The sequence below is a fragment of the Ramlibacter aurantiacus genome (assembly GCF_016722895.1).
GTDB classification, from domain to species: domain Bacteria; phylum Pseudomonadota; class Gammaproteobacteria; order Burkholderiales; family Burkholderiaceae_C; genus Ramlibacter; species Ramlibacter aurantiacus.
In genome coordinates, this window is record NZ_JAEQNA010000001.1 from 770591 (window position 1) to 797050 (window position 26460).

25 protein-coding genes are annotated in these 26460 nt (G+C 67.3%); 6 read left to right on the forward strand and 19 right to left on the reverse strand.

The genetic code is table 11. From position 1 onward, the window contains the following. Positions 1-13: 13 nt before the first annotated feature. The 6 genes from JI739_RS03525 to JI739_RS03550 all read right to left on the reverse strand — a co-directional run bounded on the left by JI739_RS03525 (position 14) and on the right by JI739_RS03550 (position 8473). Positions 14-1675, reverse strand: coding sequence for an ExeA family protein (locus JI739_RS03525; protein ID WP_201682442.1), 1662 nt, complete (start codon positions 1673-1675; stop codon positions 14-16). 33 nt (positions 1676-1708) lie between these two features. Further along, complete coding sequence (locus JI739_RS03530; RefSeq protein WP_201682443.1) at positions 1709-2947, reverse strand: MFS transporter; 1239 nt, start codon at positions 2945-2947, stop codon at positions 1709-1711. 145 nt (positions 2948-3092) lie between these two features. Then, positions 3093-3416 carry a hypothetical protein gene (locus tag JI739_RS03535; RefSeq protein WP_201682444.1) on the reverse strand — a complete coding sequence of 108 codons (324 nt, stop codon included), beginning with the start codon at positions 3414-3416 and terminating at the stop codon, positions 3093-3095. Positions 3417-3520: 104 nt separating this feature from the next. Next, positions 3521-6145, reverse strand: coding sequence for an ATP-dependent chaperone ClpB (clpB, locus tag JI739_RS03540; protein ID WP_201682445.1), 2625 nt, complete (start codon positions 6143-6145; stop codon positions 3521-3523). Positions 6146-6367: 222 nt separating this feature from the next. Next, positions 6368-7351 carry a Bug family tripartite tricarboxylate transporter substrate binding protein gene (locus tag JI739_RS03545; protein WP_201682446.1) on the reverse strand — a complete coding sequence of 328 codons (984 nt, stop codon included), beginning with the start codon at positions 7349-7351 and terminating at the stop codon, positions 6368-6370. A 48-nt stretch (positions 7352-7399) separates the two neighbouring features. Continuing rightward, positions 7400-8473: an amidohydrolase family protein gene (locus JI739_RS03550; RefSeq protein WP_354003671.1), complete on the reverse strand. Its 1074-nt coding sequence runs from the start codon at positions 8471-8473 to the stop codon at positions 7400-7402. A 111-nt stretch (positions 8474-8584) separates the two neighbouring features. Here JI739_RS03550 and JI739_RS03555 point away from each other — a divergent pair, with 111 nt between their 5' ends. From JI739_RS03555 to JI739_RS03565, 3 genes are all read left to right on the forward strand, one after another. Beyond that, positions 8585-9568, forward strand: coding sequence for a LysR family transcriptional regulator (locus JI739_RS03555; RefSeq protein WP_201682447.1), 984 nt, complete (start codon positions 8585-8587; stop codon positions 9566-9568). Then, positions 9565-10542 carry a Bug family tripartite tricarboxylate transporter substrate binding protein gene (locus JI739_RS03560; protein ID WP_201682448.1) on the forward strand — a complete coding sequence of 326 codons (978 nt, stop codon included), beginning with the start codon at positions 9565-9567 and terminating at the stop codon, positions 10540-10542. Before JI739_RS03555 ends, JI739_RS03560 begins: the two co-directional genes overlap by 4 nt. Before the next feature lie 387 nt (positions 10543-10929). Next, a complete protein-coding gene (locus JI739_RS03565; RefSeq protein ID WP_201682449.1) occupies positions 10930-11400 on the forward strand; it encodes a hypothetical protein in 471 nt (156 codons plus the stop codon). Here the strand turns inward: JI739_RS03565 and moaE are convergent. Genes moaE through JI739_RS03600 form a run of 7 tightly spaced genes read right to left on the reverse strand, consistent with a single transcriptional unit; the run spans position 11389 to position 17865 of the window. After that, the gene (gene moaE, locus JI739_RS03570; RefSeq protein WP_201682450.1) at positions 11389-11883 is read right to left on the reverse strand and encodes a molybdopterin synthase catalytic subunit MoaE; all 495 of its coding nucleotides are present in this window, start codon (positions 11881-11883) and stop codon (positions 11389-11391) included. The two genes, JI739_RS03565 and moaE, sit on opposite strands and share 12 nt — an antisense overlap. Position 11884: 1 nt before the next feature. Next, on the reverse strand, positions 11885-12133 hold the full coding sequence (moaD, locus tag JI739_RS03575) for a molybdopterin converting factor subunit 1 (RefSeq protein ID WP_201682451.1): 249 nt from the start codon (positions 12131-12133) through the stop codon (positions 11885-11887). Further along, positions 12130-13368, reverse strand: coding sequence for a molybdopterin molybdotransferase MoeA (locus JI739_RS03580; protein ID WP_201682452.1), 1239 nt, complete (start codon positions 13366-13368; stop codon positions 12130-12132). The genes moaD and JI739_RS03580 overlap by 4 nt, the downstream gene beginning before the upstream one ends. Further along, positions 13365-13898: a molybdopterin-guanine dinucleotide biosynthesis protein B gene (mobB, locus tag JI739_RS03585; protein ID WP_201682453.1), complete on the reverse strand. Its 534-nt coding sequence runs from the start codon at positions 13896-13898 to the stop codon at positions 13365-13367. Before mobB ends, JI739_RS03580 begins: the two co-directional genes overlap by 4 nt. A 13-nt stretch (positions 13899-13911) precedes the next feature. Further along, positions 13912-15321, reverse strand: a complete 1410-nt coding sequence (thrC, locus tag JI739_RS03590) for a threonine synthase (protein ID WP_201682454.1) — start codon at positions 15319-15321, stop codon at positions 13912-13914. Between the two features lie 10 nt (positions 15322-15331). Beyond that, the gene (locus JI739_RS03595; RefSeq protein WP_201682455.1) at positions 15332-16642 is read right to left on the reverse strand and encodes a homoserine dehydrogenase; all 1311 of its coding nucleotides are present in this window, start codon (positions 16640-16642) and stop codon (positions 15332-15334) included. Continuing rightward, complete coding sequence (locus JI739_RS03600) at positions 16639-17865, reverse strand: pyridoxal phosphate-dependent aminotransferase (protein ID WP_201682456.1); 1227 nt, start codon at positions 17863-17865, stop codon at positions 16639-16641. The genes JI739_RS03595 and JI739_RS03600 overlap by 4 nt, the downstream gene beginning before the upstream one ends. Positions 17866-17926: 61 nt before the next feature. On the opposite strand from JI739_RS03600, the gene JI739_RS03605 reads away from it, so the two are divergent. The 3 genes from JI739_RS03605 (at position 17927) to JI739_RS03615 (ending at position 20798) form a co-directional block, all read left to right on the forward strand. Continuing rightward, positions 17927-18304: an Mth938-like domain-containing protein gene (locus JI739_RS03605; RefSeq protein WP_201682457.1), complete on the forward strand. Its 378-nt coding sequence runs from the start codon at positions 17927-17929 to the stop codon at positions 18302-18304. 122 nt (positions 18305-18426) lie between these two features. After that, positions 18427-18903 (forward strand): peroxiredoxin, encoded by a 477-nt coding sequence (locus JI739_RS03610; RefSeq protein WP_201682458.1) that lies wholly within the window; start codon positions 18427-18429, stop codon positions 18901-18903. Positions 18904-19217: 314 nt separating this feature from the next. Further along, positions 19218-20798, forward strand: a complete 1581-nt coding sequence (locus JI739_RS03615) for a PhoH family protein (protein WP_435531585.1) — start codon at positions 19218-19220, stop codon at positions 20796-20798. Positions 20799-20890: 92 nt separating this feature from the next. Here the strand turns inward: JI739_RS03615 and dnaB are convergent, their stop codons facing one another. From dnaB to ppsA, 6 genes are all read right to left on the reverse strand, one after another. Further along, the gene (gene dnaB / locus JI739_RS03620) at positions 20891-22297 is read right to left on the reverse strand and encodes a replicative DNA helicase (RefSeq protein WP_201682460.1); all 1407 of its coding nucleotides are present in this window, start codon (positions 22295-22297) and stop codon (positions 20891-20893) included. Positions 22298-22479: 182 nt separating this feature from the next. Continuing rightward, on the reverse strand, positions 22480-22932 hold the full coding sequence (gene rplI, locus JI739_RS03625) for a 50S ribosomal protein L9 (RefSeq protein WP_201682461.1): 453 nt from the start codon (positions 22930-22932) through the stop codon (positions 22480-22482). 13 nt (positions 22933-22945) lie between these two features. Further along, positions 22946-23227 carry a 30S ribosomal protein S18 gene (gene rpsR / locus JI739_RS03630; protein WP_141512932.1) on the reverse strand — a complete coding sequence of 94 codons (282 nt, stop codon included), beginning with the start codon at positions 23225-23227 and terminating at the stop codon, positions 22946-22948. A gap of 19 nt (positions 23228-23246) precedes the next feature. Further along, the gene (gene priB / locus JI739_RS03635; RefSeq protein ID WP_201682462.1) at positions 23247-23534 is read right to left on the reverse strand and encodes a primosomal replication protein N; all 288 of its coding nucleotides are present in this window, start codon (positions 23532-23534) and stop codon (positions 23247-23249) included. A 19-nt stretch (positions 23535-23553) separates the two neighbouring features. Continuing rightward, positions 23554-23925: a 30S ribosomal protein S6 gene (rpsF, locus tag JI739_RS03640; protein WP_201682463.1), complete on the reverse strand. Its 372-nt coding sequence runs from the start codon at positions 23923-23925 to the stop codon at positions 23554-23556. 127 nt (positions 23926-24052) lie between these two features. After that, positions 24053-26443 carry a phosphoenolpyruvate synthase gene (gene ppsA / locus JI739_RS03645; RefSeq protein ID WP_201682464.1) on the reverse strand — a complete coding sequence of 797 codons (2391 nt, stop codon included), beginning with the start codon at positions 26441-26443 and terminating at the stop codon, positions 24053-24055. Between the last annotated feature and the right edge of the window lie 17 nt (positions 26444-26460).

Genomic DNA, 26460 nt, shown 5'->3' on the forward strand with positions numbered 1-26460 from the left:
GAGGCTCCGGGTATCAGGGTTGCTGGCGCAGGCGGGGCTCGTCCACGCCGGCCACGCGATTGAGCTGCATGTAGGTGGGGGCCGTGAGCATGCCGGTGACCGACAAGCCCTGCGCCGTCTGGAAGCGGCGCACGCCGCTGCGCAGGCGGCTGGGCGAGCGGATCATTTCGGCGCGCGCCGTGGGTTCGCCATCGGACAGGTGGCTGGCGGCCCACTGCAGGACCGGACTGTCGCGCCGCAGGTCGTCCTGCGTGCCGGTGTAGCTGCGGGGCGTGCGCCACAGGGTGGCGAACTCACCGTCCCAGCGCGCGGCCAACGCCGACAGGGTCACGGTCTGGACACTGCCCCCGGCCTCCAGCGTGGCGCTGTCATCGGTCAGGCCCACCAGCAGTGCGTACGAAGGCGAACCCGAGTCGGCATCGAGGGTCACGTAGCCCGGTCGGTCCAGCTGCCGGATCTGCTCGAGCGTCGTGCTGGAGGTGGTGAAGCAGCGCAGCCCCTTGTCGCCCAGGGCCGCACAGGCGGAGCCGCGAGGCGGTAGGTCCACGCGCCACGCTTTGGCCAACTCGCGCCAGGCGGCCTCCTCGTCCTTCAGGAGCTGAGGGGGTGCGGTCGGTGCGGTCGGCGGCGCCGTGGGGGCGGCGGCCGGCGTGGGCTTCTCTGGCGCGGCCGGTGACGCGGCGGCCTTGGCAGGCGGGTCTTGCCACATGGCCAGCAGCTGGCCAGCGGCCGCCAGCCCCGGCTCGCGCCAGGCACCGCTGCCCACCACGTAACCCGCCGCCAGCAAGCCGCAGGCGGCCGCGAGCCAGGCCAGGCGGCGCGCACCCCGGCCGGGCGATTCACTGGCCGGGGACCGCGTGCCGAAGGCCTCACGGGCCGCCTGGTCGACCGTGGCGGCGGTGATGCTCCCCTTGGTGTGGGCAAAGGCGCCCAGCATGGCCCGGTCGCACAACAGGTTGATGCGCCGAGGGATGCCCCGGGAGTGGCGGTGGATGCGGCGGATGGCGCGGCGCTCGAATGGCGGGACCCGGTCCAGCCCGGCCACCTGCAGCCGGTGGTTCACGTAGTGGGCCGTCTCGTCCTCGGTCAGCGGCAGCAGGTGGTAACGCGCGATCACCCGCTGCGACAGTTGCTCCAGCTCGGGACGCTCCAGCATGTCGCGCAGCTCGGGCTGGCCGATCAACACGATCTGCAGCAGCTTGTGCGAGGCGGTTTCCAGGTTGGTGAGCAGGCGCAGCTGCTCCAGCACGTCGGGCGAGAGGTTCTGCGCCTCGTCGATGATCAGCAGGTTGTTGCGCCCGTCGGCGTGCGAGCGAAGCAGGAATGCATTGAGCGGATCCAGCCAGTCCTTGATGGTGGCTTCACGCCCCTGCGGCGGCGTCACGGCGATGTGGAACTCGTCGCAGATCGACTGCAGCAGCTCCACCGCCGTGAGCTTCGGATTGAAGATGTAGCCGACGTTGCAGTGGGACGGGACCTGCTCCAGGAAGCAGCGGCAGACGGTGGTCTTGCCGGTGCCGATCTCGCCGGTCAGCAGCACGAAGCCGCCGCCGCCCGAGAGCCCATAGAGCAGGTGGGCCAGCGCCTCCCGGTGACGCTCGCTCATGTAGAGGTATCGCGGGTCCGGCGCGATCGAGAACGGCTCCTGCCGGAGTCCGAAAAATGGCGCGTACATGGGCCGCAGGATACCTGCCGGGGCGGCCAACCCTCAGGCGGGCACGGCCACCGGCCGCTGCACGCGGCGCATCTGGAACGCACTGGTGATCAGCAACAGCTGCAGCGCCACCAGGCCGATCCAGACGCCGTGGAAGTTCTGCCGGTCCATCAGCAGGCCGAACGCCAGCGGCGCGGTGGCCTGTCCGATGTCGATGCCGGAATAGACGACGCCATAGACTCGGCCCGAGGCATTGGGCGGCGTCGAGCGCTTGACCAGCAGGTCGCGCGACGGCCCGGCGGTGCCGGAGCAAAAACCCATGAGCCCGAACAGGACCGGCACGGCCATCACCGGAAGCTTGGCAAAGCCCAGGACCAGCGCCACCAGCGCCGCCACGCCGAAGCCGCACCCGATGATGCGTTCGGCGCGCTGCGGGTTGCTGATGAGGAATCCGCCCAGCAGGGTGCCGGCGGCGCTGCAAAGCAGGTAGATCGTGAGGCACATGGCCGCCAGCGCCACCGGCACGCCATGGATGTAGCGCGTGGAGTGCGGGGCGTAGGCCTGCACGGCGGTGGTCACCGAAGCCCAGCACACGAAGAACCAGAAGCACACCCAGACCGACGGAATGCGCAGGAAGCCGAAGCTGCCCCCGGCGGCACTGCTCTCACCGGGCGCGGACCGGTCGGGCATGGGAACCTGCAGGCGCTCGCGCTGCAGCCACAGCACGGCCCATACCACGAACACGAGCACTCCGGCGCCGGCGAGCGCCACGCGCCACGAGAACGCGATCGTCAGGGGCACCAGCAGGGCCGGCGCCAGCGCCCAGCCCAGGCTGCCGGTGATGGCGTGCACGCTGTAGGCATGCCCTAGCCGCGCCGGACTCACCTTCCGATTGAGCAGGGTGTAGTCGACCGGATGGAACACACCATTGCCCACACCGGCGAGACCCGTCCAGAACGCCAGCACCCAATAGCTCGGCGACGCCGCCATGCCGAAAGCCGCCACGCCCAGGATCGCCAGCCCGGCCAGCAGGATGGGCCGGGGGCCGTGGCGGTCCACCAGGAAACCCGAGCCGGCCTGGGTCGCGCAGGATGCGATGAAGAACACCGTCATCAGGAATCCCAGCTCGATGTAGCCGACCTGGAACGCGTCCTTCAGCCAGGGAAACAGGGGCGCCAGCAGAAGCTGGCTGAAGTGACTCATCAAGTGGCCACCGCCGACCAGCCCGATCAGGCGGGCGTCCTGGCCGAGACTCACGGGTGAGGCGGCGGAGTTCGAGGTACTGCTGCTCATAGGGCTGCAATGCTAGCGAAGGGCGCAGCCGTGGGCAGCCTCAACCAGCATTGCGCGATCCGCTCCCGGGGGAATCCGCCGCCGCAGTGCCGGTTTCGCTACAGAGTCCAGCGCGGTCGAGAGGCCACGGCCGCTGGACGCGCGATCAACGCTCGACCGGCTCGACGTCGGTGACTTCGATGCGCCGGGCCGCGGTTCGGCCGCGGCTGGCGTCCGCCCGCGGGGTACGGCTGGACTCGTCGGCCGGCGCGGCGGACCGCCAGAAGCGGCCGAATCCGGCACGCGGATCCACGCGCAGCACGAAGGGCACGACCGGCCGTCCGGTCAGCCGGGCGAAGGCGGCATAGACGCCCCAGCCCGCCAGGAGCACCAGCCCCGCCAGTGCCAGGGCGGCGGCCATGATGAGGGCGGCCGAGAGCAGGACGACCCGGCCGAGGATGCGGACCAGCCGCGCAGACAAATCGTTCATTCGCAAAGGAGGGATGGTCGATCAGCAAAGACCCGGCACGTCGCCGGCTCTTCTTGGAGAGAGGTTGGCGGAAAAAGCTCCCGCCATTTTCGCTGCATGACCCGTCAAGCTTCCGTGGAGGTCTCCGCCGGCTGCTGCGAACCCGCGAAGTGGAACACCCCCGGCTCGCGCACCGGATCCGCCTCGACCCGCACCGTGCTCTTGGGCGGGAAACGACCCTCGAGGATCAGCTTGGACAGCGGGTTCTCGATGCGCTGCTGGATCGCCCGCTTGAGAGGCCGGGCTCCGAACACCGGATCGAAGCCGACCTTGGCCAGCTCCTCGAGCGCGGCCTCCGGCACCTCGAGCTTGAGGTCCATGCGGGCCAGCCGACGCTCCAGCACCTCCAGTTGGATCCGCGCGATGCGGGCGATGTGCTCGGCACCCAGGCCATGGAACACCACCGTCTCGTCGATCCGGTTGAGGAACTCGGGCCTGAAATGGTTCTTCAGTTCGTCCCACACCGCGTCCTTCACGTCTTCGTAGGGCCGGCCGACCATGGCCTGGATCATGTGCGAGCCGATGTTGCTGGTCATCACGATCACCGCGTTCTTGAAGTCCACGGTGCGGCCCTGGCCGTCGGTCAGCCGTCCGTCGTCCAGCACCTGCAGCAGCACGTTGAAGACGTCGTGGTGCGCCTTCTCCACCTCGTCCAGCAGGATCACGCTGTAGGGCTTGCGCCGCACCGCCTCGGTCAGGTAGCCGCCCTCCTCGTAGCCGACGTATCCCGGCGGCGCGCCGATCAGGCGGGCCACCGAGTGCTTCTCCATGAACTCGCTCATGTCGATGCGAATGAGATGGTCCTCGCTGTCGAACAGGAACGAAGCCAGCGCCTTGCACAGCTCGGTCTTGCCGACGCCCGTCGGGCCCAGGAACAGGAACGAGCCGGTCGGCCGGTTCGGGTCCGACAAGCCGGAGCGCGAGCGGCGGATGGCGTTGGAGACGGCGCTGATCGCCTCGTCCTGGCCCACCACGCGCTGGTGCAGCCGCTCCTCCATGTGCAGCAGCTTTTCGCGCTCGCCCTGCATCAGCTTGGAGACGGGGATGCCGGTGGCGCGGGCGACCACCTCGGCGATCTCCTCGGCGCCGACCTGGGTGCGCAGCAGCTGCGGCTTGCCGGACTTGGCCTTGCCGCTCTCCTGCGCCTGCGCGTCCTTCAGCCGTTTTTCCAGCTCGGGCAGGCGGCCGTACTGCAGCTCGGCGACCTTGTTGAAGTCGCCCTTGCGGGTGAACTCGTCGATCTGCGTGCGCAGCCGGTCGATCTCCTCCTTGACGTGGGCACTACCCTGCGCCTGCGCCTTCTCGGCCTTCCAGATCTCGTCGTAGTCGGCGATCTCCTTTTGCAGGCGGGCGATCTCCTCCTCGATCAGCCCGAGGCGCTTCTGGGATGCCTCGTCGGTTTCCTTGCGCACGGCCTCGCGCTCGATCTGCAGCTGGATCAGGCGCCGGTCGAGCCGGTCCATCACCTCGGGCTTGGAGTCGATCTCGATCTTGATCTTGGAGGCGGCCTCGTCGATGAGGTCGATGGCCTTGTCGGGCAGGAAGCGGTCGGTGATGTAGCGGTGCGAGAGCTCGGCCGCGGCGACGATGGCCGGGTCGGTGATCTCCACGCCGTGGTGCACCTCGTACTTCTCCTGCAAGCCGCGCAGGATGGCGATGGTGGCCTCCACGCTGGGCTCGCCCACCAGGATCTTCTGGAAGCGGCGCTCCAGCGCGGCGTCCTTCTCGATGTACTTGCGGTACTCGTCGAGGGTGGTGGCACCCACGCAGTGCAGCTCACCCCGGGCCAGCGCCGGCTTGAGCATGTTGCCGGCGTCGATCGCGCCCTCGGCCTTGCCGGCGCCCACCATGGTGTGCAGCTCGTCGATGAAGACGATGGTCTGGCCCTGGTCCTTGGCCAGCTCGTTGAGCACGGTCTTGAGCCGCTCCTCGAACTCGCCGCGGTACTTGGCGCCCGCCAGCAATGAAGCCATGTCCAGCGACAGCACCCGCTTGTTCTTCAGCGTTTCGGGCACCTCGCCCGAAACGATGCGCTGGGCCAGGCCCTCCACGATGGCGGTCTTGCCGACGCCGGGCTCCCCGATCAGCACCGGATTGTTCTTGGTGCGCCTCTGCAGCACCTGGATGGCGCGGCGGATTTCGTCGTCCCGGCCGATCACCGGATCGAGCTTGCCCTGGCGGGCCCGCTCGGTGAGGTCGAGGGTGTACTTCTTGAGCGCCTCGCGCTGGCCTTCGGCGTCGGCACTGTTGACGTTCTGCCCGCCGCGGACCGCGTCGATGGCCGACTCCAGCGATTTGCGCGTGAGGCCGTGCTCCCGCACGATGCGGCCGATGTCCTGCTTGCTGTCCGCCAGGGCGAGCAGGAACAGCTCGCTGGCGATGAACTGGTCGCCGCGCTTGATGCTTTCCTTTTCGGCCGCCTGCATCGTGCCGATCAGTTCGCGGCCGATCTGCACCTGCTCCTGGCCCTGCACCTGCGGGCGCTTGTGCATGGCGGCCTCGGTCGAAGCCAGCAGGCCCGGCACGTTGACACCGGCGCGCTGCAGCAGCGCAGCCGGCCCATCCTCCTGGCGCAGCATGGCCACAAGCACATGCTCGGGCTCGATGTAGGCGTGGTCGTTACCCAAGGCGAGGGTCTGGGCCTCGGCCAGGGCTTCCTGGAACTTGGTGGTGAGTTTGTCGAATCGCATGGCCTCTTCTTCCTTGATTGCCTCGCAGCTTTGCGCGCGCGTGGCGGATTTCAAGGGGTGGAGTCCGACAAACCCATCAGGGCCGCGATCGCGACGGCCGGGTGCCCCGCCTCCCGAAAAACCCGCAGGGATCATTCTCGGAGATCGCGGAGCCAGGCAGGCTGTTCCGCGGGGCCGGAGGGCAACCGCTCCGGCCTGGCGGCCGGGCGGTGCGTGAGAGGGTCAGTCCGCCGAAATGTTGTTGCGGCGGATGACTTCGCCCCAGCGGGGATAGTCCTTGCGGGCCAACGCGCCCAGCTCGTCCGGCGTGGACCAGGCGGCGTCCATGCCGCCCTTGCTCAGCACCTGCGCCACCTCGGGCATCTTCATGATGGCCACCAACTCCTGGTTCAGGCGCTGGACCACCGGCGTCTGCGTCTTGGCCGGCATGAAGAAGGCGTACCAGAGGTCGACCTCGATGCCCTTGATGCCGAGTTCCTCGAAGGTCGGCACGTCGGCGGCCACCGGGTGGCGCTTGGGGCTTCCGACGGCGACGGCGTTCAGGCGCCCGGCCTTGACCATGCTGGCGGCGATGTGAACCGGCAGGAATCCGACATTCACCTCACCGGACAGCAGGTCCTGCTGGTAGCCGGCGGTGCCTTTGTAGGGCACATGCAGCATGAAGGTGCCCGTGCGCGACTTGACCAGTTCCATGGCCATGTGGTGCGGCGTGCCCACCCCGGGCGAACCGAAGGTGATGCTGCCCGGCTTGGCTTTCACCGCGGCCAGGAACTCCGGCAGGGACTTGATGTTGGTCTTGGGGTTGGCCACCAGCATCAGGGTGCCCCAGGCCGCCATGGACACGGGCTGGAAGTCCTTGAGCGGATCGAAGGGCACGCTCTTGTACAGCTGCGCCGCCATCAGCATGGTGTTGGCCCCCATCAGGACGGTGTGGCCGTCGGTCGCCTTGGCCACCGCGTCGGCTCCGATGTTGCCGCTGGCGCCGGGCTGGTTCTGCACCACCACGGGCTGCCCCAGGCGCTCCGACAGGCGCGGCGCGACGGTGCGGGCGATGGTGTCCATGCCGGTGCCGGGCGTGAACGGGACGATGATGCGGACGGTCTGGGTGGGCCAGGCGGCCTGCTGGGCCAGGCTGGGGGCGGCGGCCACGGCCATCGCCGCGGCCAGGGCGCCGAGGGCGGCGCGCCGGTGAATCGAATGGGTCATGAAGGTCTCCTTCTTGTTGATCGGATGGTGGTTGGATCCGGCGCCCGGTCAGCGCAGCTTGAACACGTGTTCGGCATTGGTCTGGAAGAACCTGGTCTTGTCCTCCAGCGGCATGTCCATCTGGTCGAGGATGTTGACCTCGTCCGGCGCGTATTGGTAGGGGTAGTCCATCGCGTACATCACGCGGTCGACACCCATCATCTCCTGTGCGAACCGGATGGCCTGTGGCCAGGCCACGCCGCTGTTGGTGATGTAGAAATTCTGGCGCAGGTAATCGCTGGGGCGCTGCTTGATCGGCTTCATGTTCTCGTAGCGCTGCGAACGCACCGTGGCCGCGTGCATGTAGTCCACCCGATAGGCCCAGTACGGCAGGGCCTCGCCCATGTGGCCGAGGATCATGCGCAGCTTGGGGAAGCGGTCGAACACGCCGGCGGTGATGATCCGCAGCGCGTGCAGGCCGGTCTCGACGCCGAAGCCGTAGATGGCGCCGTCCAGGCCGGCCTCGGCGAACGGCTCGTACATGCCAGGCGGCAGTGAGTTCGGGTGCAGGTAGACGGGCGCGTCCATCGCCTCGGCGGCGGCGAAGATGTCCCAGAACTTGGGGTCCGACAGGTACTGGCCCTGGGTGTGCGAGTTGATCACCACCGAATTCATGCCCAGCTGGCGCACCCCGCGCTCGATCTCCTTGGCGGCCGCCTGCGGGTCTTGCGGGGCGACGGCGATCATGCCGGCATAGCGGGTGGGGTGGCGGCGGATCGCCTCGGCCAGGTAGTCGTTGGCATGGCGCGCCACCGACACGGCCGTGGCCGCGTCCATCACCTGCGGGCCGGGCGAGGTGAGGGACAGCACCGCAACATCGACGCCGGCGGCGTCCATGTGCTGCAGGCGCACGGTGTCCAGGTCGACCAGGCAACGCATGATGTGCTGCGCGCGCTCGCTCGGGCTGGACATGTAGAAGCCCATGAGCCCCTTGAAGCCGGCGTCGCACTGGCCGCTCTCGAAGATGCGGCGGTAGACGTCCAACTGCTCGGGCGTGGCGAAGGCTTCCTCGGTGGCGATGCGCTTGTAGGGCACCTTGGCGGGCGCCGGGAACTGCGGCTCCGGCATCTTGATGGGGTTCACGGCTTGTCTCCTTGGATTCCGTTCAATCAGGCCGAGGACTCTAATTAGCATTCGGTTCGGCAACAATAGGTCTTTTCGAGCGGATACTTTTCTGCATTCGATTTAAATCGCATGGACACCCTGGCCAACCTGCGCGCCTTCGTCACCGCAGCCGAGACGGGCAGCTTCTCCGAAGCGGCGCGTCGCGCCGGCGTCGCGCCGTCTGTCATCGCCAAGCGCGTCGACCAGCTCGAGTGGCGCATCCGCGCGCCGCTGTTCACGCGCACCACGCGCAAGCTCACGCTGACCGACGTGGGCGAGCGCTACCTGCCGGTGCTGCGCCAGCTGGTCGCGCAGCTGGAAGACACGCTCAACGGCATGTCGCGGGCCACGGGCGCGCTCGAAGGCCACATCCGCGTCAAGGTGCCCACCACCTTGGGCGTGCTGTGCCTGGGCCCCATGCTCAACGGCTTCCTGCGGGAGCAGCCCCTGGTCAGCCTGGAGGTGGTGCTGGCCGACCGTTCGGTCAACCCGGTCGAGGAAGGGTTCGATCTCGCGCTGGGTGCGCGCCCCGAGTCCTATGGTGGCGTGCAGGATCACCCGATGGCGCCGGTGACGCGGCGCCTGGTCGCCTCCCCGGCCTACCTGGCGCGCGCCGGGGTGCCGCAGGCCGTCTCCGACCTCTCCTCGCATGACTGCCTGGTGTTCTCCACCAGCGGCGTGCACTGGGAACTGCAGGGGCGGCAGGGACTGGTGGGCGTGGACGTGCGCACGCGGCTGCGCTCCAACGATGGCCTGGCCCTGCTGGAGGCGGCGCAGGCCGGGCTCGGGATCGCGCTGCTGGCCGACTACCTGGCGGTGCCGGGACTGCGCACCGGCCTCTTGCAGGAGGTGCTGCCGGAGACCCGGCCGCCCGACCTGTGGCTCAAGGCGATGGTGCCGGCGGCTCGCAACGACCTGCCGCGCATCCGCGCGCTGGTGCAGTGGCTGTCGGATCAACTGGCCCAGCTGGCCTTGGGCGAGGGATTCCTGTGGGCCGCACACCCGGCCAACGACCGCGCGGGGCGCGCAACCGGCGCGGCGGGTGCAGCGGCTTCCGCTATCCTGCCGGGATGACCGCCTTCGCTGTATCCCGCATTCGCCGCGGCCTGCTGGCCGCCAGCGCGCTCTCCCTGGCCCTGCCGGCGTTCGCGCAATCCTCCACCCCGACCCGCATCCTGGTGGGCTTCCCGCCGGGGGGTGGCACCGACGCCATCGCTCGCCTGCTGGGGGATCGCCTCAAGGACCAGCTGGGCGCGCCCGTGGTCGTGGAGAACCGGGCCGGTGCGGGCGGGCAGATCGCGGCGCAGGCGCTGAAGGCGGCGCCACCCGATGGGAACACCCTCTTCCTGAGCCACGACCACTCCATCTCCATCCTGCCGCTGGTCACGCGCAACCCGGGCTTCGAACCCGCTTCCGATTTCGTGCCGGTGGCGGGCTTCGCCACCTTCGCCAATGCCCTTGCGATCTCGGGTGGCACGCCGGCACGCAGCCTGCAGGAGTACGTACAGGCGGTGCGCGCGAGCGGCGGCAAGGACACGATCGGCGTGCCGGCCCCGGCGTCCATCCCCGAATTCCTGGTGGGACTGATCGGCGAGCGCTACAAGCTCGACCTGCAGGCGGCACCCTACCGCGGCAGCGCACCGATGATGGCCGACATGCTGGGCAACCAGATCAAGGCCGGCATCGGCTCGGTGCCCGACTTCATCGAGAACCATCGAGCCGGCAAGGTGCGCATCGTGGCCGTGATCGGCGACCGCCGCCAGCCGCTGCTGCCCGACGTGCCCACGTTCAAGGAACTGGGTTTCGCCAACCTCGACGACCTGCCCTACTACGGCCTGTTCGCGCCGGCCGGCACACCCGCCCCGGCGCTGGACCGCATGGGCCAGGCACTGCAGCGCGTGCTGGCCCTGCCTGATGTGCGCGAACGGCTCACGGCCATGGGTCTGACCGTGGGCTACCTGCCGCAGGCGCAGTTCGCCAACGTGGTGCGCCGGTACACGCAGACCTGGGACGGGATCATCAAGGGGTCGGGATTCCAGCCGAAGTGAGCCCGGCGCCTACACCGGGTTGACTTCGGACGCGCGGCTCACCTGTCAGGAATGCTGGGTCCGGGGCAGACGCCGTCAGGGTAATTTCCAGCCCTTGGTCTGAAAGATCCCATGCCCATCCAAGTCGTCCGTTTTCACTACCCCCGCCAATCTCCCAGCCGCGCGAGCACGGGCTCTCCGAGCCGCACGAGCGTGGCGTCGCCCGATCATCCGGCCCGGCGGCCGGCGCCGCGGCCAGGCCTGACGCGGCTGCTCGAATGCTGCTGCCCAGGTTGGTTCCACCGCAGGGTGGTCCCCGCCAGCCCTTCGGCGTCGCGAACGCAATCGCTGCAAACCCCAAGCCGCGCCGTCGCGCGTGCTCCGTCACCCGCGGCCACATCGATCCGCGTGGCCTGGGACACGCCTCCTGCAAGTCAGGTCGACCTGGCCAGGAATCACGGACTGCCGGAGAACTTCAACCGGTTTGCCGGCGACCCGCAAGTCGATGGGCCCTGGCCCGATCACCTGGCCGACTTGCTTGCATCGCGCCGTGCCACTCGACTGAACCAGTTCCTGGCATTTGCGGTTGGGGAGCAGTCGGCCGAGAGTTTGTTCCTGCTGATTGCGCTCGATGCCCTCCAGGCGCAATCCCCGCAAGAGCGGCCCCTGCTTTCGGCTCGCATGCGAAAGGCCTTCGACCCTCAGGGGGATCTGGCGCCCAACCTGAGCGCTCTCAACAGAACGCTTCTGCACAGCGCACTGGACAACCCCACCGACGAGTCCCTGGCCGCTTTGCAGCAAGTGAAACGCAATCTGATGGAGACAGCCAGCGACGCGTACCGGCGATTCCGACTGACGCCTGACCGGTCAACCCGGTAGGGATCCGTTGCCCGACTGCAGCCCCCAGCGCCGCAACGCCTCGTCGTCGGCGCTACGGGCATCCACCCAGCGCTGCTGCCCGTCGGCGGTGGTTTCCTTCTTCCAGAACGGCGCCTGCGTCTTCAGGTAGTCCATCAGGAACTCGCAGGCCTGGAAGCTCTGATGCCGGTGGGCCGAGGTCACGGCCACCAGGACGATCTGGTCCTGCAGCCGCAGCGGCCCGATGCGGTGGATGACCTTCACCGCGCGGATGTCGAAGCGCCGGAAGGCTTCGTCCACCATGGCCTCGATGGACTTCTCGGTCATTCCCGGGTAGTGCTCCAGCTCCAGGGCGCTGACCCGGCTGCCGTCGCTGTGGTCGCGCACCGTGCCCACGAAGGCGCAGATTGCGCCGACGCCCGGGTCCTGCGCGCGCAGGGCCGCCACCTCAAGCGAGAGGTCGAAGTCGTCGGCCTGCACGACCACGCGAGGATGGCTCGCCATTTCAGCCTCCGGTCACCGGGGGGAAGAAGGCGACTTCGGCGCCTTCGCGCAGGGCCGCCGATTCGTCGGCCATGACCTGGTCGAGCGCGACCCGCAGCGCGCGGCCCCGGGCCAGCACTTCGGCATGCGAGCCGCCCCGGGCGATGAGCTCGTCGCGCAAGGCGCCGAGGGTGGCGGCACGGGTCTCCAGCGCTTCGCCGGCACCCAGCGCCTCGCGGATCGAGGCGAAGTAACGCACCTGCAGTTTCATGCGAGCAACTCCGCGAAATTCAGAAAGGGGACGAGCTCGCCACGGGTGACGGTGCGCCCCGGTGCCACGTCGACCAACCCGTCGCCCCAGGCCACGGAAGTCAGCACGCCCGAGCTTTGGTTCGGAAACAGATCCAGCCCACCCTGCGCGTTGCGGCGCACGCGCAGGAACTCGCGGCGCTTGTCGGCACGCGGCCACTCGAAGTGCGCCGGCAGTTGCATGGCCACGGGTTGGACCGCCTGGGCGCCCTGCAGGCGCAGCAGGAACGGCCGCACCAGCAGCAGGAAGGTGACGAAGCTCGACACCGGGTTGCCGGGCAGGCCGATGAAGTGCGAATCGCCGACCCGGCCGAATGCGAAGGGCTTGCCCGGCTTCATGGCGATCTGCCACAGGTCAAGGCGACCCAGCTGCTGCACGGCGGGCTTGATGTGGTCTTCCTCCCCGACGGACACACCGCCGCTGGTGAGGATCAGGTCGCTGGTCTCCGCGGCTCTTGCCAGCGCTTCGAGCGTGGCGTCACGCCGATCGGGAACGATGCCTCGATCGCTCACCTCGCAGCCCAGTCGCAGCAACAGGCTGCGCAGGAAGAAGCGGTTGGAGTTGTAGATGGTCCCGGGCTTCATCTGCTCGGGCGGCACGTCACCGGGCATGACCAGTTCGTCGCCGGTGGAGAACAGCGTCACGCGGGGGCGCGCCGCGACCTCCAGCTCGGCCATGCCGACTCCGGCGGCCAGCCCGAGGGCCGCCGCACCCAGCCGGTCGCCGGCTCGCAGGATGGTGGCTCCACGGTGCACGTCTTCGCCGCTGCGCCGGATCCATTCACCCGGCGCGGGTACCTTGAGCAGCCGCACCGCGCCCTCCCCGGCCGGCTCGGCGTCTTCCTGCATCACGATCGCATCGGCGCCTTCGGGCACTGGGGCGCCGGTGAAGATGCGCGCCACACTGGCCGGCGCCAGGGGCGCCGCAGCGGCACCGGCCGGAATACGCTGGCTCACTGGCAGCGGCTGGCCCGACGCCACCGCTTGCGCCACCTCGGCCACGCGGACCGCGTAGCCGTCCATGGAACTGTTGTCCTGCGGCGGCACCTGCAGCAGCGAGACGACGTCCTGAGCCAGCACCCGGCCGTCGGCATCGAAGGTGCGCACCCGCTGGGTGTGAGCCAGCGGCCGGACCTGCGAAAGGACTTCGGCCAGCGCCTCGTCGAGCGGGCGCAGCGGCGGACGCGGCGCGGTCATGCGTAGTTCTCCGGGTCGTAATCGAAACGATGGCCATGGTCGACCAGCCACTGCGCCAGCGCATCGGGATCATTGAGATCCAGCACCGGGCGCAGGGTGGCTTGGGGCAGCCGGTCCGGCTGGTCGGTGGCGATGGCCACGATGAAGTCGTCGTCGGTGTAGCGGGCCGGCTTGCCCGCATCGGGGCGCCAGACCTCGATCTTGAGCAGGTCGCTGTCCTTGAAGCCTTCGACCAGCACCCAGTCGACGCCGGCGTACAGCTCGGCCAGCAGGTGGTGCACCGAGAGCCGGGCCGGCTGCTCGAACTCGCGCATCAAGGCCAGCCGGCGGTCAGAGGCGACCACCACCTCGAAGGCTCCGGCTTCACGGTGGCGCCAGGTGTCCTTGCCGGGGTGGTCGATGTCGAACTTGTGGTGCGCGTGCTTGACCACGGAGACCCGCAGGCCGCGCAGCTTGAGGGCGGGGATGAGTTGCTCGACCAGCGTGGTCTTGCCCGATCCCGAATAGCCGGCGAAGCCGACGACCTTCATGGCGCAACCTCGCTCAGCAGCTGTGCGCCGCGATGTAGTCCTTGACCTGCTGCACGTCGGCCGGCAGGACCGTGACGCGCTTGGGCAGGAGCTCGATGCCCTCGAAGCGCCGGGGCCGCAGCGGCTCACGACCCAGCGCCTCGACGATGGTCGCGGCGAACTTGATGGGTAGCGCCGTCTCCAGCACGATCATGGGCACACCGGGCTGGCGATGCGCCTGCGCCACCTTCAGGCCGTCTGCCGTGTGCGTGTCGACCATCGTCTGCCAGCGCTGCCAGGCGTCGCGGATGGTCGCCACGCGGTCGGCATGGGTGCTGCGGCCGCTGGCGAACCCGAAGCGCTCGCGCGCCAGCGGCAGGCGCGCCGACAGGTCGAACCGGCCCTGGGTGGCCAGGGCGTCGCCGAACAGGGCGCGCACCTGCGCGGCGTCGCGGTCCAGCAGATCGAAGACGAAGCGCTCGAAGTTGCTGGCCTTGGAGATATCCATCGATGGACTGGACGTCTCGAAGGTGTCGGCGCTGCCACGCACGCGGTAGACGCCGGTGCGGAAGAACTCGTCCAGCACGTCGTTCTCGTTGGTGGCGGCGACCAGCCGGTCGATGGGCAGGCCCATCATGCGGGCCACGTGGCCGGCGCAGATGTTGCCGAAGTTGCCCGACGGCACGGTGAAGCTCACGCGCTCGTCGTTGCCGCGCGTGGCCTGGAAATAGCCCGCGAAGTAATAGACCACCTGGGCCACCAGCCGTGCCCAGTTGATCGAATTGACGGTGCCGATGCGCCACTGCCGCTTGAAGGCCAGGTCGTTGGAGACGGCCTTGACGATGTCCTGGCAATCGTCGAACACGCCCCGGATAGCCAGGTTGTGGATGTTCTCGTCCTGCAGGCTGAACATCTGCGCCTGCTGGAAAGGGCTCATGCGCCCGTGCGGCGAGGTCATGAAGACCCGCACGCCCTTCTTGCCGCGCATGGCGTACTCGGCCGCGCTGCCGGTGTCTCCCGAGGTGGCGCCCAGGATGTTCAGCTCCTCGCCGCGCCGCGCCAGCTCGTACTCGAACAGGTTGCCCAGCAACTGCATGGCCATGTCCTTGAAGGCCAGCGTGGGCCCGTTGGACAGCGCCTCCAGGTACAGCCCCGGCTCGAGCTGCTTGAGCGGCACGATCTCGGGCGTACCGAACACCTCGGCGGTGTAGGTCTTGCGGCACAAGGCGCGCAGGTCATCGGCCGGGATGTCGTCGATGTAGAGGGCGAGGATCTCGAACGCCAGGTCGGCGTACGGCAGGCCGCGCCAGCGCGCGAGCGTGGCGTCATCGACGAGCGGGTAGTGCTCGGGCAGGTACAGGCCGCCGTCGGGCGCCAGTCCCTCGAGCAGGATTTCGCAGAAGCGCTTGCGGTCGGGATGGCCGCGCGTGGACAGGTACTTCATGTCGATGGCGTCAGGCCAGTTCTTCCTTGCGAATGCGAACGATGGGCGCGAGCACGGCGGGCAGCGCCTGCATCTTCGCCAGCACGTCGTTCATGGTGCCTTCGCGCACGCTGTGCGTGAGGATGATCAGGTCGGTCTGGTTCTCGCCCTCGCCGGCCTCGCGCTGCAGCATGGCGTCGATGGAAATGCCGGCTCCGGCCAGCAGGCCGCTGACCTGCGCCAGCACGCCGGCCTCGTCGGCGACCCGCAGGCGCAGGTAATAGCTGGTGACGACCTCGCTCATGGGCAACACGGGCTGGTCGCTCATGCAGTCGGGCTGGAAGGCCAGGTGCGGCACCCGATGCGCCGCGTCGGCCGTGTGCAGCCGGGTCACGTCGACCAGGTCGGCGATCACCGCACTGGCCGTGGGCTCGCTGCCGGCTCCTTTACCGTAGTAGAGCGTGGTGCCCACGGCGTCGCCGTGCACCACGACCGCGTTCATCGCGCCTTCGACATTGGCCAACAGCCGCTTGGCCGGCACCAGGCTGGGGTGCACGCGCAGCTCGATGCCGTGCTCGGCGCGCTTGGTGATCCCCAGCAGCTTGATGCGGTAGCCCAACTGCTCGGCGTAGCGGATGTCCTGGGCGGCCAACTTCGTGATGCCTTCGACATGGGCCTTGTCGAACTGCACCGGAATGCCGAACGCAATGGCCGACATGATGGTGGCCTTGTGCGCGGCGTCGACCCCTTCGATGTCGAAGGTGGGGTCGGCCTCGGCATAGCCCAGGCGCTGCGCTTCCTTGAGCACGACCTCGAAATCGAGCCCCTTGTCGCGCATCTCCGACAGGATGAAGTTGGTGGTGCCGTTGATGATGCCGGCGATCCACTCGATGCGGTTGGCCGTGAGGCCCTCGCGCAGGGCCTTGATGATGGGCACGCCGCCGGCGACGGCGGCTTCGAAGGCCACCATCACGCCGCGCTGGTGGGCGGCCGCGAAGATCTCGGTGCCGTGCACGGCCAGCAGCGCCTTGTTGGCGGTAATGACGTGCTTGCCCGCCTCGATGGCTTCCATCACCAGTTGGCGCGCGATGCCGTAGCCGCCGATCAGTTCGACCACGATGTCGATGTCGGGGTCCGCGATCACGGCGCGCGCGTCGTTGACCACCCGCACCCGCTCACCCACGACCGCCTTGGCGCGCGCGGTATCCAGGTCCGCCACCATGGCGATCTCGATGCCACGGCCGGCGCGGCGCATGATTTCGGTCTGGTTGCGCTCAAGGACGTTGAACACGCCGCTGCCGACGGTGCCGATGCCCAGCAGGCCGACTTGGATGGGTTTCATTTGGAGTGACGCTTGCGGTAGTTTTCAAGGAATTTCGCGATACGGCCGATGGCCTCGCGAAGGTCGTCTTCGTGCGGGAGGAAGACGATGCGGAAATGATCGGGATGCGGCCAGTTGAATCCGGTGCCCTGCACCAGCATCACGCGCGTTTCCTCGAGCAGCTCGAGGAAGAACTGGCGGTCGTCCTGGATCGGGTACACGGCCGGATCCAGCCGGGGAAACATGTACAGGGCAGCCTGCGGCTTCACGCAGGTGACACCGGGAATGGCGGTGATCAACTCGTAGGCCAGGTCGCGCTGGCGACGCAGGCGGCCGCCGGGCCCGACGAGCTCGTGGATGCTCTGGTAGCCGCCGAGCGCCGTCTGGATGGCGTACTGCCCCGGCACGTTGGCGCACAGGCGCATGTTGGTGAGCATGTTCAGGCCTTCGATGTAGTCGGCCGCGGCGCGCCTGTCGCCCGACACCACCATCCAGCCGGCCCGGTAGCCGCAGGAGCGGTAGCTCTTGGACAGCGAATTGAAGGTGAGCGTGAGCACATCTTCGGAGAGGCTGGCCAGCGCCACGTGGCGCGCGTCGTCGTAGAGCACCTTGTCGTACACCTCGTCGGCCAGGATCACCAGCCCGTGTTCGCGGGCGATGGCCACCAGGCCGCGCAGCAGCTCTTCGGAATAGAGCGCGCCGGTCGGGTTGTTGGGGTTGATGACGACGATGCCCTTGGTGTGGGGCGTGATCTTGCGGCGGATATCGGCCAGGTCGGGCATCCAGCCATTGGCTTCATCGCACATGTAGTGGACGGGGGTGCCGCCCGACAGGCTGGTGGCGGCGGTCCACAGCGGGTAGTCGGGTGCCGGCAGGAGCAGTTCGTCGCCATCGTCCAGCAAGGCGTTGGTCGCCATGGCGATCAACTCGCTGGCTCCGTTGCCCAGGTAGACGTCATCGAGAGCCACGCCCTTGATGCCCTGCTGCTGGGTGTAGTGCATCACCGCCTTGCGAGCGGCGAAAATACCTTTGCTGTCCGAGTACCCCGCCGAATTGCCGAGGTTGCGGATCATGTCCTGCTGGATTTCCTCGGGCGCATCGAAGCCGAAGGCGGCCAGGTTGCCGATGTTGAGCTTGATGACCTTGTGTCCGTCCTCCTCCATGCGCCGAGCCGCGTCCATGATGGGACCGCGGATGTCATAGAGGACATTGGCCAGCTTGGCCGATTTGTGGATGGTCTTCAAGGCCCCTCCTGGCAGGCGTCTCTCGGGTGAAAACCTACAATTTGACCATAGTTGCTAAGCCATGAAACTTCAGCCCGACCGTTCCGACGCGCCCACGATCACCAGCCACGGGCCCGGCTGGATCGCGGTCGATGGCGAGCGCATCGAGCACAGCGTCATCGTGGCCTCCGATGGCCAACGCATCGACTGGAACGCCACCAGGTACGAGCACCTGGAGCCCTCCCATTTCGAGACGCTGGCCAAGCTCGACATCGAGGTGGTGATCTTCGGCAGCGGCTCACGCATCCGCTTCCCGCGCCCAGCCTGGATCGCGCCGCTGGCTTCACGGCGTATCGGCATCGAGACGATGGACACCGCGGCAGCCTGCCGCACCTACAACATCCTGGCCCAGGAGGGGCGCCGCGTGGCCGCTGCCTTGTTGCTCGAACCAGTCGCCTAAGCGTTTCCACCTCGTCCCCACGCCAGCCGGTCCGGGGGCAATTCAGTTAAAATCGAGGGTCCTCGCCGGGCCCCGCGCTCGCGCCGCCACGAGAAAACCCAAGTCACACGAGAAGCAAATCCATGGCGATCGTAGTCAACAAGCCCATCCCAGAATTTGAAGCGAACGCCACCGGCGGCCTCAAGGTGTCCAACACCACTCATCTGGGTCAGATTCTCGTGCTGTACTTCTATCCCAAGGACAACACGCCGGGCTGCACGACCGAAGCCATGCAGTTTCGCGACAAGTACAAGGACTTCGTGAAAGCAGGAGCCACCGTGTTCGGCGTGTCGCGCGACAACATGAAGTCGCATGATGAGTTCAAGGCCAAGCTCGAGTTGCCTTTCGATCTCATCGCCGATACGGAAGAGAAGATGTGCCACATGTTCGGCGTGGTCAAGAACAAGATCATGTACGGCAAGAAGGTCAAGGGCATCGAGCGCAGCACCTTCCTGATCGGTGCCGATGGCATCCTCAAGCAGGAGTGGCGCGGCTTGAAGGTGCCAGGCCACGTGGACGAGGTTCTCAAGGCCGTCAAGCTGCTCAAGAAGGCTGCTTGACGTCTGGTTGCAACAGGCCGGCCGAGCCTGTAGCCGGTTCCGGGTCGGCATGCATAATGACCCCATGCTGTTGTCCCTGACGCCACGCGTCACCAGTCCCAGCTCCGCAAAAGCCGCCCGGTCTCCGGTGCGGCTTTTTTGTTTCCAGCCCGCCTCATCAGGGAAAACCACGTCATATGCCCTTGCCCGCCGCCCCCTCCAAACGTGCCACCCTGCTCTCGCCGGAAGCCTTCGAGGCAAACCAGCGGCCAGCGCAAAGGTCGGCTCGAAAACGGACGGAGGCCGCGACCGGCGCGCCTGAAAAGCCGCAGCCGGTGGCATTCGCCGGGCGGCCCGGCAGTGGCGCCGAGGCCGCGCTCGCCGAGAACCTCTTCCACGGGGAAGACGAAGAGATCGTCGTGCTCGACCAGCCGGAAGAGGCTCTTGTCGAAGACACCTCCAGGCGCAAAGCGGCTGCCGCTGCGCCACCGGAACCGAAGCCCCGCAAGGCCAAGCCCAGATCGACCGGGCCGGCCAAGCTGTTCGTGCTCGACACGAACGTGCTGATGCACGACCCCATGTGCCTGTTCCGGTTCGAAGAACACGACATCTTCCTGCCGATGATCGTGCTCGAGGAACTGGACAGTCACAAGAAGGGCACCACCGAGGTGGCGCGCAATGCGCGCCAGGCCAGCCGCTCGCTCGACGCGCTGGCGGGCAGCCAGGGTGTCGACATCACCGCCGGCATTCGCCTGGATTCGGCCGGTCACCGCGAGGCGGGAGGATGCCTGTTCTTCCAGACCCAGGCGCTCAACGTCGCCGCGCCCCAGAACCTGCCACAGGGCAAGGCGGACAACCAGATCCTCGGGGTGGTGCAGGCACTGCGCGACAAGCACGCACCGCGCGAGGTCGTGCTGGTTTCCAAGGACATCAACATGCGCGTAAAGGCGCGTGCGCTGGGCCTGGCCACCGAGGACTATCGCAACGACAAGACCATCGACGACCTGGAGTTGCTCTATGCAGGCGCGCTGGCGCTGCCCGCGGACTTCTGGTCCAAGCACGGCAAGACCGTGGAGAGCTGGCAAAGCGGTCTGCACACTTACTACCGCATCACCGGACCGATCGTGCCCAGCCTGCTGATCAACCAGTTCGTGTACTTCGAGTCGCCTGGCGAGCCCAGCCTGTACGCCCGGGTGACCGAGATTCGCGGCAAGACGGCTGTGTTCAAGACGCTGAAGGACTACGGTCACCTCAAGCACGCCGTCTGGGGCGTCACCACCCGCAACCGCGAGCAGAACTTCGCCATGAACCTGCTCATGGATCCGGAGATCGACTTCGTCACCCTCACCGGAACGGCCGGCACCGGGAAGACGTTGATGGCCTTGGCAGCCGGACTCACGCAGGTACTGGACGAGCGGCGCTACACCGAAATCATCGTGACCCGGGCGACGGTGAGCGTCGGCGAGGACATCGGCTTCCTGCCAGGCACCGAGGAAGAAAAAATGGGACCGTGGATGGGAGCACTGGACGACAACCTCGAGGTGCTCGCCAAGACCGAGACCAGCGCCGGCGAGTGGGGCCGGGCCGCCACCAACGAGTTGATCCGTAGCCGCATCAAGGTCAAGAGCATGAACTTCATGCGCGGTCGCACGTTCCTGAACAAGTACGTCATCATCGACGAGGCCCAGAACCTCACGCCCAAGCAGATGAAGACGCTGATCACGCGCGCCGGCCCGGGCACCAAGATCATCTGCATGGGCAACCTGGCGCAGATCGACACGCCCTACCTCACCGAAGGCTCCTCGGGACTCACCTTCGCGGTGGACAAGTTCAAGGGGTGGCCGCATGGGGGCCACATCACCCTGGCGCGCGGCGAGCGCTCGCGCCTGGCTGATTTCGCCTCGGACGCGTTGTGAAGGCAAGGCGACAGGGGTCGGGGGCTGGGGGCTAGGGACCACCAGGGAGCCCCCCGGCTCTCGGCTGCCCCCTGGGCCCCGGGCCCCGGACCCTAGAAGTCGTCGCTTCCCGAGGCGAGCGACTCGAACTTGGTGAGCGGCTTGATGAACGCCAGCTTGACGGTCCCGGTGGGGCCGTTTCGCTGTTTGCTGATGATCACCTCGGCGACACCGGGCTCCTTGGAGTCCTTGTTGTAGTAGTCGTCCCGGTAGATGAACATGATGACGTCGGCATCCTGCTCGATGGCGCCGGACTCGCGAAGGTCACTCATCATCGGGCGCTTGTCGGTTCGCGACTCCACTCCGCGCGAAAGCTGGGATAGCGCGATCACCGGGCAGCCCAGTTCCTTGGCCAGCATCTTCAGGCCGCGCGAGATTTCGCCGACGGCGGTGGCCCGGTTCTCATCGCCCATGCCGCTGGACACGCTCATGAGCTGCAGGTAGTCAATCACGATCAACCCCAGCTTGCCGCCGCACTGGCGCGCCAGGCGCCGGGCGTTGGCGCGCAACTCGCTCACCGTGAGGCCGGGGGTCTCGTCGATGTGCAGCGACACGTTGCGCAGCTTCTCGATCGCCTCGGTCAGCCGCGGCCATTCCTCGTCCGACAACTTGCCGGTGCGCAGGTGCCCCTGGTCGATGCGGCCGATGGAGCCGACGATACGCACCGCCAGCTGCGCGGCGCCCATCTCCATCGAGAACACGGCGACCGGCAGCTCCTCGTTCAGCGCCACGTGCTCGGCGATGTTGATCGCCAGCGAGGTCTTGCCCATGGAGGGTCGCGCGGCCAGCACGATCATGTCGCCGGCCTGGAGGCCCGAGGTCATGCGGTCCAGGTCGTAGAAGCCGGTGGGCACGCCGGTGATGTCGGCCGGGTTGTCGGCCATCTCCTGCACCCGGTCGAGCAAGTCCACGACCAGCGAGCCCATGTCGTGGAAGCCCTGCTTCGAGCGCGAGCCTTCCTCGCCAATGTGGAAGATCTTCTGCTCGGCCTCGTCGAGGATCTTGTCGACGGCCTTGCCCTGGGGGTTGAAGGCCGCCGTGGCGATCTCGTCCGACGCCGAGACCAGCTTGCGCAGGATGCCGCGCTCGCGAACGATCTCGGCATAGCGGCGGATGTTGGCCGCGCTGGGGACGTACTGGGCCAGGGAGTTCAGGTAGGCCAGGCCGCCGATCTCGTCGGCCTTGCCCAGGCTTTGCAGATGCTCGTAGACCGTGATCACGTCGGCCGGCTTGCTGCCGTTCACCAGGTCAGCCACGGCCTTGAAGATCAGGCGGTGCTCATAGCGATAGAAGTCGCCGTCGGTCAGCAAGTCACCGATGCGGTCCCAGGCGCCGTTGTCCAGGAGCAGCCCCCCCAGCACGCTGGATTCGGCTTCGATCGAGTGGGGCGGCACCCTGAGTTGCGCCACCTCGCGGTCGCGCGGGAAATCGTCTTCGACAGGGGTTAGTACTGCAGCCATCTCATCCTCTTCAGGGCTGCCGATGGTAGGGCCAGCACGTCGCGCGGTCACGGGATAAGCCTGTGGAAATCCGGTGGCCAAGCAGCGGACAACAAGCGGATAACCATCCAGCCGGACAAATGTCCGCAAAAGAAGAAAGCCGCCTCACGGGCGGCTTTGAACTGAAGAATGCCGGAAGCGGCTCAGGCAGTCTCGCCGTAGACGGTGACGTTGAGCTCGACCACCACGTCGGTGTGGAGAGCGACGTTGACCGTGCTCTCGCCCACATGCTTGATCGGGCCGTTGGGCATGCGGACCTGGGCCTTGGCGACCGGGTAACCCAGCTTGCCCAACTCTTCGGCGATGTCCTGATTGGTGACCGAGCCGAACAAACGGCCATCGACACCGGCTTTTTGGGTGAGCTTGACGGTGCTGCCGGCCAGCTTTTCGCCTTGGCCTTGAGCCTCGGCAAGTTTGGCGGCCGCGGCCTTTTCCAGTTCCTGGCGCTTGGCTTCGAACTCGGCCTTGTTGGCTTCGGTGGCGCGGCGGGCCCGGCCGGTGGGGATCAGGAAGTTGCGGGCGTAGCCGTCACGCACTTTCACGATCTCGCCGAGGTTGCCCAGGTTCACGACCTTGTCCAGAAGAATGACTTGCATGGTCTCGAACTCCTCAGATGCGGTGCTGGTCGGTGTAGGGCACCAGGGCCAGGAAGCGCGCGCGCTTGATGGCGGTGTTGAGCTGGCGCTGGTAGATCGCGCGGGTGCCGGTCAGGCGCGCCGGGATGATCTTGCCGTTTTCGGCGATGAAGTCGCGCAGGGTGTCGACATCCTTGTAGTCGATTTCCTCGACGCCGGCGACGGTGAAGCGGCAGAAGCGCTTGCGCTTGAACAGCAGCGATTGGGTGTTGCGCTTCGGACGCTTGTCCTTGTTGAACTTCTTGAACGTGGCCATTTGTGGACCTCTCGAAAAACTAGTCTTGCTGAAACTGCTGGATATGGAGCACAGGGTGCTTGCCATTGCGCGGATTGGCCAGGAAGCCGTCGAACCGCCACAGGCTGCCGACGATCTGGCGGGCCAAGGTCTCGGCGTCGGCCCCGAAGGCCACCGCCTTGAGCGCCGCCTTCACCTGGCGCCGGCCCCCTGCCTGCTCGACCTCGGACTCGTGTTCGAGCCGCAGGTCCAGGGCGGGCACGCCGGCCGGTGTGTACCGCAGGGCCGAGGCCTCGGCGATACGCGCACTCAGGACAACCCGGTTCACGCGCGCGACAAGCGCCGTCTTACGACTGCTGCTGGAACTCCGCCTGCTGGGCCTTGCGCGCTTCTTCGCGCTCGACGGTCTTCATCATGGAAGACGGGCCGGTCTCGGCCTTCTTCTTGACCACGGTCAGGTGGCGCAGCACGGCGTCGTTGAAGCGGAAGGCATGCTCGAGTTCGTTCATCACGGCCTGGTCGGCCTCGATGTTCACGCACAGGTAGTGGGCCTTGGCCAGCTTGTTGATCTGGTAGGCCAGTTGGCGACGGCCCCAGTCCTCGACGCGGTGGATCTTGCCGCCGCCGGCGGTGATCATGCCCTTGTAGCGTTCCAGCATGGCCGGAACCTGTTCGCTCTGATCCGGATGGATCAGCAAGATGATCTCGTAGTGACGCATGGATGCTCCTTATGGATGAAGCCACCCGCCTGAGGCGTCTGAAGCGGTGTGGCAAGGCAAAGCCGGCGATTGTAGCAGCGGCACGAACGCGCCCAGCCGGTGCGCGCCCGTACCCTGCGTCGGCGGCTCAGCTGGCCAGCCGTTGCCAGGTCGCGATCACGCTGTCGGGGTTGAGCGAGATGGAGGCGATGCCCTGCTGGGCCAGCCACTGGGCGAAGTCCGGATGGTCGCTCGGCCCCTGGCCGCAGATACCCACGTACTTGCCCTGCTTGAGGCAGGCCGCGATGGCCCGGGAGAGCAGCGCCTTGACGGCCGGGTCCCGTTCGTCGAAATCGGCAGCCAGCAATTCCAGGCCGGAGTCGCGGTCGAGGCCCAGCGTGAGCTGGGTCAGGTCGTTCGATCCGATCGAGAAGCCGTCGAAGAACTGCAGGAACTCGTCGGCCAGGATGGCATTGCTGGGCACCTCGCACATCATGATGAGCTTGAGCTCGTCCTTGCCCCGCTCCAGCCCGAAGCTGGCGAGCAGCTGTGTCACCCGCTCCGCCTGGCCCAGCGTGCGAACGAAGGGCACCATCACCTGCACGTTGGTCAAACCCATCTCGGCGCGCACGCGACGCAGCGCCTCGCACTCCATGGCGAAGGCCTCGCCGAACTCCGCACTGATGTAGCGCGCCGCTCCGCGGAAGCCGAGCATCGGGTTCTCTTCCTCCGGCTCGTAGCGCGAGCCGCCGATCAGCTTGCGGTACTCGTTGCTCTTGAAGTCGGACAGCCGCACGATCACCGGCTTGGGCCAGAACGCCGCGGCGATGGTCGCCACGCCTTCGGCCACCTTGTCGACGTAGAACGCACGCGGCGAAGCGTGCCCGCGGGCCACCGATTCGACCGCCTTCTTCAGGTCGGCGTCGACATTCGGATAGTCGAGGATCGCCTTGGGATGGACGCCGATGTTGTTGTTGATGATGAACTCCAGCCGCGCCAGCCCGACACCGTCGTTGGGCAACTGGGCGAAGTCGAAGGCCAGTTGCGGGTTGCCCACGTTCATCATGATCTTGGTCTGGATGGGCGGCATGGCCCCGCGCTGCACTTCGCTGACCTCGGTCTCGAGCAGGCCGTCATAGATGAACCCCGTGTCTCCCTCGGCACAGCTCACCGTGACCAGCGTGCCGTCGGTGAGGCTTTCGGTCGCGTGGCCGCAGCCCACCACCGCGGGAATGCCCAGCTCACGCGCGATGATGGCCGCATGGCAGGTGCGTCCGCCCCGGTTGGTGACGATGGCGCTGGCGCGCTTCATCACCGGTTCCCAGTTCGGGTCGGTCATGTCGGTGACCAGCACGTCGCCGGGTTGCACCCGATCCATCTCGCTGATGTTGTGCACCAGGCGCACCGGCCCGGTCCCGATCTTCTGCCCGATGGCCCTGCCTTCGGCCAGGACCGGCCCCCTGCCCTTGAGCTTGTAGCGCAGCTCGGCCTTGCCGTGCTGCTGGCTCTTCACCGTTTCGGGACGTGCCTGCAGGATGTACAGCTGGCCGTCCTGGCCGTCCTTGCCCCATTCGATATCCATCGGCCGGCCGTAGTGCTGTTCGATCACCAGCGCATAGTGGGCCAGCTGCTCGACGTCAGCGTCGGTGAGTGAGTAGCGGTTGCGCTGCTCCAGCGGTACGTCCACGGTCTTGACCAGCTTGCCTCCGGTCGATTTCTCCTCGTCGCTGGCGAACACCATCTGAATCAGCTTGCTGCCCAGGTTGCGCCGGATCACCGCTCGCTTGCCGGCCCGCAGCATGGGCTTGTGCACGTAGAACTCGTCCGGGTTCACCGCCCCTTGCACCACGGTCTCGCCCAGGCCGTAGCTGGAGGTGATGAAGACCACGTCCTGGAAGCCCGATTCGGTGTCGATGGTGAACATCACGCCGGCCGCCCCGAGGTCACTGCGCACCATGCGCTGCACGCCGGCGGACAGGGCCACGTCGGCATGGGTGAAGCCCTTGTGAACGCGATAGCTGATGGCGCGGTCGTTGTAGAGGGAGGCGAACACCTCCTTCATCTTGTGCAGCACCTGCTCGATGCCCACCACGTTGAGGAAGGTCTCCTGCTGTCCCGCGAACGAGGCGTCGGGCAGATCCTCGGCCGTGGCCGAGGACCGCACGGCGAAGCTGGCCCGCGCGTTGCCAGCGCTCAGGGTTTCGAAGGCGCTTCGGATCCCGGCCTCGAGATCCTGGGGAAAGGGCTGGGCCTCGACCCAGGCGCGGATCTCGGCACCGGCCGCGGCGAGTGCCCGCACATCCTCGGTGTCGAGCGCATCGAGGCGTGCGTGGATGCGCTCGGCCAGGCCATCGTGCGCGAGGAATTGCCGGAAGGCGTGGGCCGTGGTGGCGAAGCCGGTGGGGACGCGGACCCCCTGGGGCAACTGCGAAATCATCTCGCCGAGGCTGGCGTTCTTGCCACCGACCACCTCGACGTCGGTCATCCTCAGGTTTTCAAACGGTACGACCAGGGCGGTCGGGCTGAAGCGGGAAGACATGGGAAAGCTCCGGAAGT

Excerpts from the sequence above, each read along its gene's own strand:
- JI739_RS03525 (WP_201682442.1), bottom strand. The coding sequence starts at position 1,675 with ATGTACGCGCCATTTTTCGGACTCCGGCAGGAGCCGTTCTCGATCGCG.
- JI739_RS03530 (WP_201682443.1), bottom strand. The coding sequence starts at position 2,947 with ATGAGCAGCAGTACCTCGAACTCCGCCGCCTCACCCGTGAGTCTCGGC.
- JI739_RS03535 (WP_201682444.1), bottom strand. The coding sequence starts at position 3,416 with ATGAACGATTTGTCTGCGCGGCTGGTCCGCATCCTCGGCCGGGTCGTC.
- clpB (WP_201682445.1), bottom strand. The coding sequence starts at position 6,145 with ATGCGATTCGACAAACTCACCACCAAGTTCCAGGAAGCCCTGGCCGAG.
- JI739_RS03545 (WP_201682446.1), bottom strand. The coding sequence starts at position 7,351 with ATGACCCATTCGATTCACCGGCGCGCCGCCCTCGGCGCCCTGGCCGCG.
- JI739_RS03555 (WP_201682447.1), top strand. The coding sequence starts at position 8,585 with ATGGACACCCTGGCCAACCTGCGCGCCTTCGTCACCGCAGCCGAGACG.
- JI739_RS03560 (WP_201682448.1), top strand. The coding sequence starts at position 9,565 with ATGACCGCCTTCGCTGTATCCCGCATTCGCCGCGGCCTGCTGGCCGCC.
- moaE (WP_201682450.1), bottom strand. The coding sequence starts at position 11,883 with ATGGCGAGCCATCCTCGCGTGGTCGTGCAGGCCGACGACTTCGACCTC.
- moaD (WP_201682451.1), bottom strand. The coding sequence starts at position 12,133 with ATGAAACTGCAGGTGCGTTACTTCGCCTCGATCCGCGAGGCGCTGGGT.
- JI739_RS03580 (WP_201682452.1), bottom strand. The coding sequence starts at position 13,368 with ATGACCGCGCCGCGTCCGCCGCTGCGCCCGCTCGACGAGGCGCTGGCC.
- mobB (WP_201682453.1), bottom strand. The coding sequence starts at position 13,898 with ATGAAGGTCGTCGGCTTCGCCGGCTATTCGGGATCGGGCAAGACCACG.
- thrC (WP_201682454.1), bottom strand. The coding sequence starts at position 15,321 with ATGAAGTACCTGTCCACGCGCGGCCATCCCGACCGCAAGCGCTTCTGC.
- JI739_RS03595 (WP_201682455.1), bottom strand. The coding sequence starts at position 16,642 with ATGAAACCCATCCAAGTCGGCCTGCTGGGCATCGGCACCGTCGGCAGC.
- JI739_RS03605 (WP_201682457.1), top strand. The coding sequence starts at position 17,927 with ATGAAACTTCAGCCCGACCGTTCCGACGCGCCCACGATCACCAGCCAC.
- JI739_RS03610 (WP_201682458.1), top strand. The coding sequence starts at position 18,427 with ATGGCGATCGTAGTCAACAAGCCCATCCCAGAATTTGAAGCGAACGCC.
- dnaB (WP_201682460.1), bottom strand. The coding sequence starts at position 22,297 with ATGGCTGCAGTACTAACCCCTGTCGAAGACGATTTCCCGCGCGACCGC.
- rplI (WP_201682461.1), bottom strand. The coding sequence starts at position 22,932 with ATGCAAGTCATTCTTCTGGACAAGGTCGTGAACCTGGGCAACCTCGGC.
- rpsR (WP_141512932.1), bottom strand. The coding sequence starts at position 23,227 with ATGGCCACGTTCAAGAAGTTCAACAAGGACAAGCGTCCGAAGCGCAAC.
- rpsF (WP_201682463.1), bottom strand. The coding sequence starts at position 23,925 with ATGCGTCACTACGAGATCATCTTGCTGATCCATCCGGATCAGAGCGAA.
- ppsA (WP_201682464.1), bottom strand. The coding sequence starts at position 26,443 with ATGTCTTCCCGCTTCAGCCCGACCGCCCTGGTCGTACCGTTTGAAAAC.